The sequence below is a fragment of the Pseudaminobacter soli (ex Zhang et al. 2022) genome (assembly GCF_014595955.1).
Classification (GTDB): domain Bacteria; phylum Pseudomonadota; class Alphaproteobacteria; order Rhizobiales; family Rhizobiaceae; genus Kumtagia; species Kumtagia pseudosoli.
This window is the reverse complement of the sequence record NZ_JABVCF010000003.1, coordinates 408,058-419,043: the sequence shown is the minus strand read 5'-3', so window position 1 is coordinate 419,043 and position 10,986 is coordinate 408,058. Positions and strand designations below refer to the sequence as shown.

Sequence of the window (10,986 nt, the reverse complement as noted above, 5' to 3'; positions counted from 1 at the left end):
GATCACCATTGCGAGCACAAATTCAATCGCGCCTTCGGCGAATCCACGGGTCGTAATCGGTAGTTAGCGGCCGTATACAGCTGAAATCAGCAACTGTGTCGCCTGTCTTGTTCTGCTAAGCTCGCAGAGTCGCAGGGCAACAGGCGACCGTCTGATGTCACGGAGGGCACTATGCTGAAGGAGTTCCAGGAGTTCATATCCAAGGGAAACGTGATGGACCTTGCCGTCGGCATCATCATCGGCGGTGCGTTTGGGCTGATCGTGAACTCGCTCGTCAACGACGTCATCATGCCGATCTTCGGCGCAATATTCGGCGGCTTCGATTTCTCGAACTACTTCATCGCATTGTCGAAGAACGTCACCGCAACCTCGCTGGCTGAGGCCCGCAAGCAGGGGGCGGTTTTCGCCTACGGCAATTTCATCACCGTGGTGATCAACTTCCTGATCCTGGCCTGGGTCATCTTTCTGATGGTGAAGGCCGTGAACACGGTGCGCCGCCAACTCGAGCACGAGAAGCCCGCCCCTCCGGCGGCCCCGCCGCCTCCAGAGATCGCGCTGCTCACGCAAATCCGGGATCTGCTCGCCAGCAAATAACTGCAAGCACTAGAGGGAGCGGCTTTCAGGGCTGGCAAACCCCTCGAACGGCGCCTCAATGCACGCCATAAAACTCCCGGAACCACTCCACCAGCCGCCGGACGCCGGTCTCGATCGGCGTCTTAGGCCGGTAGCCGACATCGGCGGCAAGCGCATCGATGTCGGCGAAGGTCTTTGGCACGTCTCCCGGCTGCATAGGGAGCATGTTCATCACCGCCTTGCGTCCCGTCGCATTCTCGATGCAGCGGATGAAGTCGAGCAGCGCCACAGGCTGGTTGTTGCCGATGTTGTAGAGCCGGTAGGGTGCCGAGGAGGTCGCAGGATCGGGCTTGGCACCGTCCCAGGCGGGATCGGGCTCCGCAACCTTGTCGAGGGTGCGGATAACCCCTTCCACTATGTCGTCGATATAGGTGAAGTCGCGGGCGTGATCGCCGAAGTTGTACACGTCGATCGGCTCGCCGGCGAGGATCCTCTTGGTGAACAGGAAGGGGGCCATGTCGGGACGCCCCCATGGCCCATAGACGGTGAAGAAGCGAAGGCCGGTGACCGGCAGACGATAGAGATGCGCATAGGAATGCGCCATCAGCTCGTTCGCCTTCTTGGTCGCGGCGTAGAGACTGAGCGGGTGGTCGACATTGTGCCGGACGCTGTAGGGCATGGCGGTGTTGGCACCGTAGACGGAACTCGATGAAGCGTAGGCCAGATGCTCGACCTTAGACCTCCGGCACCCCTCGAGAACGTTGAGGAAGCCGACCAGATTCGAATCCGCATAGGCGTGCGGGTTCTCCATCCCGTAGCGCACGCCGGCCTGCGCCGCGAGGTGGACGACGCGCCTGGGTTGATGCTGCGAAAAGACCGTCTGCATCGCGTTTCGGTCGGCCAGGTCGCATTCGACGAAATGGAAGCCGTCGCGATCGTTCAGGCGAGCGAGCCGCGCCCTCTTCAGGCTCACATCATAGTAGGCGTTGAGATTGTCAATCCCGATGACCTGGTCGCCGCGCGCAAGCAACGCCTCCGCGGTCGCGGCACCGATGAAACCGGCAGCGCCGGTAACGAGTATCCTCATTCCGCCTTCCTCCCGATCGGTCCGCCAGGTTCCGAGAGCGTGGCTGCTCAATAGCGTGCCATCTAGCCGTTGTTGCGGCGCTTGAGCGCCTCTTCCCACCTCAGCGCATCCAAGACAATCGTGTCGATGTTGTCCAGCCTCGGCCCCCAGCCAAACTCGGCCCGCGCGCGATCGGCATTGGCAACGATCCTGGCGGGGTCGCCCGCTCTGCGGCCGGACACGTTGACCTCGAAGTCATGCCCGACCACGCGCTTCACCGCATCGATCACTTGCAGGACGGAGTAGCCTTTGCCGTAACCGCAATTCGCGACGATGCTTTCACCGCCGGCGCGCAGGCGCTTCAGAGCGAGGTAGTGTGCCTCGACAAGATCCCAGACGTGGATGTAATCGCGGATGCAGGTGCCGTCGGGTGTGGGATAGTCGGTCCCGTAAACATCCATGGACGAGCGCTTGCCCGTCGCGGTTTCGCAGGCGACCTTGATCAGATGGGTGGCGCCCTTGGTGGACTGGCCGGTGCGCCCGTTCGGATCGGCGCCGCTGACGTTGAAATAGCGTAGGGCCGTATAGGCGAAGGGATGCGCCGTCGCGACATCGGCGAGCATCATCTCGGTCATCAGCTTGGAGCGCCCATAGGGCGATTCCGGCAAGGTCAGGGCGTCTTCGGTGACCGGCTCGCCGTGCTTTCCGCCATAGACAGCGGCGGTCGAGGAGAAGATGAAGTGCGGCACGCCCTTGCGCACGGCGCTTTCGATGAGCGCACGGGATTTCACCGTGTTGTTGAGGTAGTAGGATAGGGGATCGGCGACCGACTCCGGAACGATGATGGACCCCGCGAAATGGATGATGGCATCGACATTCCGGCGGGCGATGGTCGCCTCGACGAGGTCCTGATCCGCGATATCGCCAACCACCAACTCGGCCTCGGGCGGAACAGCCCACTCGAAGCCGGTCGAGAGACGGTCGATGACGACGACCTCCTCGCCTTCGTCCAGAAGCTTCCAGACCATGTGGCTGCCGATGTAGCCGGCGCCGCCCGTGACCAGAACCGCCATGTGATCGTCCTCTGCTGCCAGATCGTTGCGCGCCAGGAGTAAGGGGGCGCTACCCGGGGACTAGCCGAGGCCAGCTTGCCTGCCAAGAGCAGAAGCAGCAAGACCTGCTGGGGCGGTCCTAATCGAACACCGTGCCGGTGGCGCCGATCGGCACGTGCAGGGGCAGGGTCAAAGGGCTAGGTCCAAGTTAGGGGCTTGTTGCGGACCGGGAGAGCGAGGTCATCCGGCCTTCACGAGGCTTGGCAGAGATGCTGAAGGTGCAGCCCTGCCGGCGCCTAATTCTTGATCCGCTCCGACCATCGCAGCTTGTTCTCCACTATCGTGTTGGGTTCCTGTGCGCCGCACGGGCCGGCGAAAAGCTGAAGCAATCGAGACAGGAAAAGCAAGCGTGCGGGCCAACGACTTCGCCGGACGCGGACTGATCATTCCAGACTCTCCCATTCCAGACCGATTATTGTGCAGACGCTGCTCCGCGCGGTTCTTGTTATACGGTCACTTCTGGGACTTACTTTCTGTTTCCGGCCCAGGCTTGTCAAAGAAGGCCTGTGGTTTTCTGTCCAATTTTGCCCCGAACAGGCGCCATCTCACTTCGGTTTCCCCGCATCTCCAAGGCATATCCGGCAAAATCGGGAAAGATCCCCACGCCGGCAAGTCGCCCCTTACGCGCGCTCCTCACCCAGCGCGATTCCCCGCAATGGCATTGTTAGGCTGGTGGCAACGCTTCAATGCGGTTATATTGCGCGAACACAGGACCGCCGAGTTTTCGACAAACTCGGGAGGTTTACCTTTGCGTCACCCAAGGCTCGTCCTTGGATTGGGGACTCCAGAACGGGCTGTTGACGAGTGAACGAATCCGATACGATCGACGCGATTGTAGAAGCTTTGCGCTCTGACCCTGCTTTCGGGGATGCGTTCGCTCGCACTCGCGATGTGGAACCAGGGCCGGGTCCGGCGACGGCTGCGCAACCGGTCCAGGCTGACTCTGCGGCTCCGGTCCATAGGCCGAATCTCGAAGTCGTCGCGGGTCGATCCGAACCTGCACTTGAATCCCTCGCCGGCCCAGGTCCCACTCTGGCATCCGCTGCAGGCATGGCGATCGCAGCCGCAAGGAATGTCCCGACACCTCCCGCTCCGCCAGTTGTGCAGCGGCCGCTTGGACTTGTTACTTCAGCGCCGGTAACGTCTGGATATCCGGCTTCTGCCCGCCCTGCCGCGCCCGTGGCCGGGCCGGCAATGCGCCCAAACCCGGGCATGCCCCTGCCGTCTGGCGCCGGCAGCAATGTTGCCGCGGCCCTGCGGCCTGTGCCGAATGCGGTTCCCCTGCGGCCAGTCGCCACTCCGGCGGCTCGGAATGTGGAAGTATTGCGCCCCGTCCCGCCGGCCCGTCCGCCGCAAGCCGCGCCGCAGGCATCTCCCATCCCGGCGCCGCAGCCAGCCGGATCTTCCCAGGCGTCGATGCCCAAGCCAGCGCCTTCCGGAGCGATTGTTCCGACCGCGCCGGCCGTACGGCAGGTCACGCCCGCACCGGCTACGAACTCAACTCCCTTCGCGGGCGATGCGTCCCCTGCGCCCAGAGCAATCAAGGAGTCTCTGGCCCCCGTCGAGGCCAAAACGGTTCACACTCCGGAAGGCACGGCGCCGAACGGTCCAGGCCCCGCGACTGGTTCTGCTCCCACTGCTGCGAGTCCCGTCGCCAAAAATGAGGCGTCGGCGCCCCAGGCAACCAAGGCCGACCAGTCGGCAGCGAATCTCGAAGCGTCGCCACAGACGGCAAAGACTGCCGCTGTACAAGCTCCGACGGACCAAGCGGCGCAGCCTCAGGTGGCGAACGGCGCAGCCGCGGCACCTGCATCGAAAAGCGAAGTTCCCGAGGTAAAGGTCGCCAATGCGGCCGACCCGAAGGGCCTGTCGAAATCCTCCGAGAGCCCCGCTCCGGTCAAGCCGGCTTCGAGCGATCCAGCGCCCGTGGCAAAAAAGGATCCGGGACAAAAGGACCAGAAAGCGGCCGGCGACGAGAAGACCGCGAACGCGGAGGCCGCCCCCAAGAAGCCGGACGCACAAGCCAAGGCGAAGGCGAAAGCGAAGTCGCTGAAGGCCCCGGAAGAAAAAATCTCCTCGACACCGAAGCGGGAGACCAAGTCTCCTCCTGTTCAAGCTCCGCCGCTGCAGCCGGCGCTGGACGATGCGTTGCGCGTCTCTCCGCTTGCGCGCGCTCGCAAGAAGGTAAACGCAACGCAGCTTTCGTTCCTGCTGGCCGTGATCCTGCCCGTTCTGCTGGTGTCGCTCTATTACCTTTTCGTCTCCTCCGATCAGTACCGTTCGGAGATGCGCTTCTCCGTCCGGGGCACCGAACGATCGACCGTACAGAACCTGGGCCTCGATTCGCTGATCGGCGGGTCCATCCAGGCAGAGGACGCCTACATCGTCATCGACTACATTCACTCGATGCAGGTTCTCATCGACATGAACGAGAAGTTCGGCGTTGATGTGCGTCAGTACTTCTCGAAACCGGACATCGATTTCGTCTACCGCATCGATCCGGACATGCCGTTGGACGAATTCATTTCCTACTGGCGGTGGATGGTTGATGCGAGCTTCAACTCGACAACCAAGATCACGACTTTCGAGGTGACTGCCTTCACCGGCGAAGACGCTGCCGCCATAGCCAGCGCGGTTATGAGAGCGTCCGAGCAACTGGTCAACGAACTGTCGAGCAAGGCTCGCCTCCAACTCATCAGCAGCGCGCAGAACGAGGTGAGCCGCACGGAGGAGCGTCTTGTCGAGGCTCGGCAGGCGGTCGCCCTGTTCCGCGACATGCAGAAGATCGTGGACCCGACGATGACCGCGCAATCCGATCAAGCGATCATCCAGGAACTCGAGAAGACGATCATCGAGCTCAAGTCGCGGCGCGCATCGCTGCTTTCCAGCGTCGACGCAAGTTCGCCGTCCGTGCGTGTAATGGACCGGCAGATTGCATCCTACACCACGCAGCTCGAAGCGAAGCGCCAGGGCATCGGAACCGGCGGGCAGGGCGATGGCAATGGCCAGACCCTCACCACGCAGCTCACCGAATATAACGCCCTCGTCCTTGAGCAGGAGTTTGCGGAGAAGGCCTATACCGCAGCCTTGGCGTCGCTGGAGACCTCGCAGGCCGAGGCGCGGCGGCAGGACCGCTATTTCGCGGTTGCGGTGGCACCGAGCGCTCCGGAGATCTCGCTGTACCCGACCAGCCTCCTCAACACCTTCCTCGCCTTCTGCGCGCTCTGCGTGCTGTGGCTGATCGGCTATATCGTGATGCAGGCGGTGCGCGATCACACGGCCTGATCTGAACACACGGTACAAGGGATCGGCTGCGATGATGCAGGCGGTCCCAAGCAGCCCTGCGAAACACCCGTTAATCCGATGATCCGGCTAGTAGACGTAACCAAATCCTATCCGGCCAAGAGGGGACGCAAGACCGTCCTCAAAGGCATCAACGCCGAATTTCCGCCAGGGCGGAGCACGGCGATCATGGGCAGCAACGGCGCGGGCAAGTCCACTCTCATGCGCCTTTTGTCGGGCGCAGAACTGCCGGACACCGGCAAGGTCGAGCGCAGTTCGACGATCTCGTGGCCGTTGGGCTTTTCGGGCGGTCTTCACGGATCCATGACGGGCTACGAGAACCTTGCGTTCATTGCCCGCATCTATGGACAGAGCTATCCGGAAATTCGCGATTTCGTCGAGGATTTCGCAGAGATCGGCGCATTCATGGACCAGCCGGTGCGGACCTATTCCAGCGGCATGAGGGCGCGCGTCGCCTTCGGCGTCTCCATGGCCATCAAGTTCGATTATTATCTGATCGACGAGGTCATCGCGGTCGGTGATCCGGCTTTCAAGCGCAAGTGCAAGATCGTCCTCGGCGAACGCTTGAAGAACTCCACGGTGCTGCTCATCTCGCACAGCCGCGGAATCATGAAGGATTTCTGCCAGCACGGGGTCGTGCTCGAGGCAGGACGATTGATCCAGTTCTCGGACATGGATGAGGCGATCGAATATTACGAAAGCTCGGCCGATCGGCCGAATGCTCGATTTGCGTCGATCCAGGCAGCGGCTGACGCATAACCCAGCGTTCCAGCCGAAGCTCGCTCGAAGGGCCGGACCGGCCCCCTATCTATTTCGATCGGCTCGGCGCTGCCACATGGCCACGAACGCGCGCTCGATGCCCGCGCCGAACCGCATAAGCTTCTCCGTAAGCGTGCGATTGTCATCGGCTCCGTGCCAGTCGAGAAGACTGTCGACGGCCTGTTCCGGCGTGATGAACCTGCCGGTCGTCCGGCTTACATAAGTCGGATAGAGGATCAGGCTCCCAGCGACGAGTTCGTCCAGGCTCAGACTGCGGTTTCGCCTGGCTATCGGCTCGATGTCGCGCGTCAGGCCCCATCCGCAATAAAAGGGCTGGCCGTAGCAGGTCACGCTCGTGCCGCGGATCAGCGCTTCGAACCCCGTCAGCGAGGTGAGGAGGTGGACCTCGTCCACTTCCGAGAGCATCTGCGTGATCGAGGCATCCAGCACGACCTCGTCGCAGACTTCGCCGGCACGGGCCTCATCCTTTCCCTGGCCCCGCAAACCTGCGACGACGTCCGGATGCGGCTTGTAGACGATGTAGGCGTCGGGGTGGCTCGTCCGGACCGTCCTCAGCAAGTCGATGTTGCGGCGGATGCCTGGGGCGCCGAAGCGGATGGACGCATCCTCCTCCACCTGGCCGGGGATGAGTATTACGGGGCTGCCCACCTTGGGCCTTCTCCAGCTTCGCGCGCGAAGATTGTACTTGCTCACTCCACCTGCAACGAGGCGTTCCCGCAGTCGCGCCGCCCTGCGGAGCAATTTGCCGTCGAATTCGGTGGTCGCCAAAATCTGCTCCAGTCCAGAGGGGCGCGTGGAATCGTAGTAGATGCCGACCTGATCCAGGGCGAGCGAAAGCGGGCGGCGCAGCTCGGCCCCAAGACCGTTGGAACGAACGAAACCGTCCTCGATCCGGATAAGGGAACCGTTGTTCAGCAGCGGCTCCTTCGGCTCGTTGCCCCAGATGGCGGTGGTCCCGCCCGGCGGTATGAAGCGTGCGCTGTCGACGAAAAGCACTTTCGATCCGGCCATGAAGTCGCGGATGGCGTCCCGCTTCCAGTAGGAGAAGGAAAGAGCATGGATCGTCTCGGGGAACCGCGACCGCATCTTCCTCTGCAATGCCAGGTTCTCGAGTGCAGATTCGACCTCGCAGCGCCTGCCGGTTTCGGGGTCGACATAACGGGGGTAAACGGCGAGGGCCGCGTGAACGAGTTGCTCCAGGCTGGCGCTACCGCGCCTGTCGGGCGCCGGCAGTTCGTCAGCGGTGAGACCCCAGCCCGCATAGAATGGCATGCCGAAGCAGCGCACCGGGCGCCCCCAGACGAGCGCCTCGAAGCCCAATTGCGACGACACCGTGTAGACGGCCTCGGCGCGGGCAAGCAATTCGGCGGGGTGGCGGTCTTCGGAAAGCACTTTCACGCGAGGAAGACGGGCGATCTTGCTGAGATCGAAATTTCCCTTCTTCTTCCCGGCCCAGACGTCGGGATGGGTCTTGACCAGAATCTCGCAGTCGGGGTTCTCGGCGAGCGCGGCGTCCAGCATCTTTTGAAAGCTGGCGGGCCCTGCCAGGCCGTAGCGGATCGACTGGTCCTTGAGGGTCTGGTCCACGACGAGGACGAAGCGGCTGGGAAGTTCGCCCATCGGGTCGCGGGTGTGGTTGTATTTGGAGACGCGTCCTTCACGCCAGGAGCGGATCAGCGTCTGTGCCCTGACCGTCTCCGGCGGGGTGAGGGGCTGATCGATCAGCTTCTCGAGGCGTGAGGGCCTCGTTCCGTCGTAGTAGATGCCGAGGTCGTCCACCACCACCGAGAGCGGCGGCTCCTTCTTTCCTAGCCCGACCGACCTGAGGAAGCCGTCCTCCACCATCAGGAAGGGGCGTCCGGCTGCCGCGGCGATACGCCGGGCCCGCATCGAGCTGCGCTTGTGCCCCCAGCCGACGATAGCGTCGTAAGATTGGAACCTGCTCAGCCAGAGCGGCACGATCTCGGCTTCGAGAAAGGTCCCGAGCCCGGGCGTCTTGCGCGTCCCGCGGGAGGCGGCGACGATCATTAGCGGCCCGGCGTCAGGCCGGCGCAATGGCCCTGCCGCCGTCCCACGCTGGCCCTCCGATTCGCCACCGACTAGCACCTTCTCCATCAATTCTTCTGTGGCATCGGATTGCGTCGGCTACAACACTCTCATACCGGCAGAGTGGGCGCAAAAGGCACCCCGAACGCCCAAGCGAAACCGCCTCAATACGTCGTCCGTCGCTCCTCACTCGGTGGGCGGCCAAACTGCAGTCGATAGCTCTGCGCGAAGTAGGAGTGCGAGGTGAAGCCGGTAGCGATCGCCACGTCAAGGATCGGCATGTTGGTCTGGCGCAGGAGTTCCCGCGCCCGCTCCAGTCTCAGCCGCATGTAGTAGCGGCCGGGCGTCACATTCAGGTGCCGCAGGAAGAGCCGCTCTACCTGCCGCACCGAGAGCCCGGCGGACTTGGCCAGTTCGACGGCGGAGAAGGGATCATCGAGATGGTCGGCCATAAGCTCGACGATCTTGCGCAGCTTCTCCGATTTGCCGGTCAGGTCGCGCTCGGGCCCGACGCGCTGGCGGTCGCCGTCCGAGCGGATGCGCTCATGCTGGAACTGGTTGGCGACGCCGTTTGCGATGTTGATGCCGTGGTCGCGCCGGATGATCTCCAGCATGAGGTCGATCGACGTGGTGCCGCCCGCGCAGGTGTAGCGCTTGCGGTCGATCTCATAGACGTTGCTCGTGCATTCGATGTTGGGGAAGCGCTCCATGAAGCCGGCGCGGTTTTCCCAATGAATGGTGCAGCGGTGGCCTTCGAGCTGACCCGCCTCCGCCAGCACGTGGGACCCCACCGACAGCGCGCCGAGTGCTGCGCCGCGCCGTCCAAGGCTGCGGAGCGCGCCCAGAATCTTGCTCTTGCCCGAAAACTCGGTGGTGAGCCCGACGCATACGAACAGGATGTCGACCGGCGGGAGGTCGCCGATGGCGTAGTCCACCTTCAGCGGCAAGCCGTTCGAAGCCATCACCGACTCGCCGTCGGCGGAGACTGTCTTCCAGCCGTAGAAGTCGTTTCCGAGGAGCCGGTTCGCCGAGCGGAAGGCGTCGATGGCCGCCGAAAGCGAGAACATGGAGAACTTGTCGACGAGCAGGAAGCCGAGCTGCCGGCCCGTCTGGGAATCCCCGGTCATTGACGCCGTCTGCCTGGCAACGCCTGGGCGCAAGGCGCCGCCCTGATCAGAAGGTGGGACGCGCCAGCCCGGCGCGCAGGTAGGCCGAGACCACCGTATTGGCCATCAGCAGGGCGATGGTCATGGGGCCGACGCCCCCTGGCACCGGCGTGATCGCGCCGGCATTCTTGGCCGCCTCGTCAAAGGCAACGTCGCCGACCAGCTTGCCCTTGCCTTCGCCCTTCTCGGGCGCCGGTACGCGGTTGATGCCGACATCGATGACGGTGGCGCCGGGGTTCACCCAGTCGCCCTTGATCATCTCCGGCCGTCCGACCGCTGCGACCAGGATGTCGGCGGTACGGCAGAGCGCCGGCAGGTCCTTGGTGCGGCTGTGGGCAATCGTCACGGTGCAGTTTGCGGCGAGCAGCAGGTTGGCCATCGGCTTGCCGACGATGTTAGAGCGACCGACCACCACCGCGTTGAGGCCGGAAAGGTCCTTGCCGCGCACGCGCTCGATCAGCAGCATGGAGCCGGCAGGCGTGCAAGGCACGAATGCGGTTTCCAGTTCGCCAGTGCCGAGCTTGCCGACATTGACGAAATGAAAGCCGTCGACGTCCTTCTCCGGCGAGATCGCCTGGATGATGCGGCCGGAATCGATGTGCTTCGGCAGCGGGAGCTGGACGAGGATGCCGTGGATGGCATCGTCGGAGTTCAGCTCATCGATCAGCTTCAGAAGGTCGCGCTCGGTGGTTTCGGCGGGAAGCGTGTGCTGTACCGAATGGAAGCCGCACTCCTTGGCCTTCTTGCCCTTGGACGAGACGTAGACCTGGCTGGCCGGATCCTCGCCGACGATCACCACCGCAAGCCCAGGCACGACACCGTTCTTGGCCTTTAGTTCGGCCGCGAGGCTCTTCACCCGCGAAACCACGTCCTCGGCTACGGCCTTGCCGTCGATGATATCCGCCATGGTCGGAATCCCCCGCAATTTTCTACCGGAGGC

The 10,986-nt window shown here is 63.2% G+C and carries 8 protein-coding genes; 3 read left to right on the top strand and 5 right to left on the bottom strand.

Annotated elements, in window-relative coordinates; translation table 11 throughout:
- Positions 1–171: 171 nt before the first annotated feature.
- Complete coding sequence (gene mscL, locus HUI96_RS07880) at positions 172–594, top strand: large conductance mechanosensitive channel protein MscL (RefSeq protein WP_188254088.1); 423 nt, start codon at positions 172–174, stop codon at positions 592–594.
- Positions 595–649: 55 nt separating this feature from the next.
- Here the strand turns inward: mscL and HUI96_RS07875 are convergent, their stop codons facing one another.
- On the bottom strand, positions 650–1,660 hold the full coding sequence (locus HUI96_RS07875; RefSeq protein ID WP_188254087.1) for an NAD-dependent epimerase: 1,011 nt from the start codon (positions 1,658–1,660) through the stop codon (positions 650–652).
- Between the two features lie 62 nt (positions 1,661–1,722).
- The gene (galE, locus tag HUI96_RS07870) at positions 1,723–2,712 is read right to left on the bottom strand and encodes a UDP-glucose 4-epimerase GalE (RefSeq protein ID WP_188254086.1); all 990 of its coding nucleotides are present in this window, start codon (positions 2,710–2,712) and stop codon (positions 1,723–1,725) included.
- A 1,821-nt stretch (positions 2,713–4,533) separates the two neighbouring features.
- Between galE and HUI96_RS07865 the strand changes: the two genes are divergently transcribed.
- Entirely contained in the window at positions 4,534–6,036 is a 1,503-nt protein-coding gene (locus HUI96_RS07865) for a hypothetical protein (RefSeq protein ID WP_188254085.1), read from the top strand.
- Between the two features lie 78 nt (positions 6,037–6,114).
- Positions 6,115–6,813: an ABC transporter ATP-binding protein gene (locus HUI96_RS07860; RefSeq protein ID WP_188254084.1), complete on the top strand. Its 699-nt coding sequence runs from the start codon at positions 6,115–6,117 to the stop codon at positions 6,811–6,813.
- 45 nt (positions 6,814–6,858) lie between these two features.
- On the opposite strand, the gene HUI96_RS07855 is transcribed toward HUI96_RS07860, so the two are convergent.
- From HUI96_RS07855 to folD, 3 genes are all read right to left on the bottom strand, one after another.
- Positions 6,859–8,949 (bottom strand): capsular polysaccharide biosynthesis protein, encoded by a 2,091-nt coding sequence (locus tag HUI96_RS07855; protein WP_188254083.1) that lies wholly within the window; start codon positions 8,947–8,949, stop codon positions 6,859–6,861.
- Positions 8,950–9,044: 95 nt separating this feature from the next.
- On the bottom strand, positions 9,045–10,007 hold the full coding sequence (locus HUI96_RS07850) for a GlxA family transcriptional regulator (protein ID WP_188254082.1): 963 nt from the start codon (positions 10,005–10,007) through the stop codon (positions 9,045–9,047).
- Between the two features lie 46 nt (positions 10,008–10,053).
- On the bottom strand, positions 10,054–10,953 hold the full coding sequence (folD, locus tag HUI96_RS07845; RefSeq protein ID WP_188254081.1) for a bifunctional methylenetetrahydrofolate dehydrogenase/methenyltetrahydrofolate cyclohydrolase FolD: 900 nt from the start codon (positions 10,951–10,953) through the stop codon (positions 10,054–10,056).
- Between the last annotated feature and the right edge of the window lie 33 nt (positions 10,954–10,986).

Excerpts from the sequence above, each read along its gene's own strand:
- mscL (WP_188254088.1), top strand. The coding sequence starts at position 172 with ATGCTGAAGGAGTTCCAGGAGTTCATATCCAAGGGAAACGTGATGGAC.
- HUI96_RS07875 (WP_188254087.1), bottom strand. The coding sequence starts at position 1,660 with ATGAGGATACTCGTTACCGGCGCTGCCGGTTTCATCGGTGCCGCGACC.
- galE (WP_188254086.1), bottom strand. The coding sequence starts at position 2,712 with ATGGCGGTTCTGGTCACGGGCGGCGCCGGCTACATCGGCAGCCACATG.
- HUI96_RS07860 (WP_188254084.1), top strand. The coding sequence starts at position 6,115 with ATGATCCGGCTAGTAGACGTAACCAAATCCTATCCGGCCAAGAGGGGA.
- HUI96_RS07855 (WP_188254083.1), bottom strand. The coding sequence starts at position 8,949 with ATGGAGAAGGTGCTAGTCGGTGGCGAATCGGAGGGCCAGCGTGGGACG.
- HUI96_RS07850 (WP_188254082.1), bottom strand. The coding sequence starts at position 10,007 with ATGACCGGGGATTCCCAGACGGGCCGGCAGCTCGGCTTCCTGCTCGTC.
- folD (WP_188254081.1), bottom strand. The coding sequence starts at position 10,953 with ATGGCGGATATCATCGACGGCAAGGCCGTAGCCGAGGACGTGGTTTCG.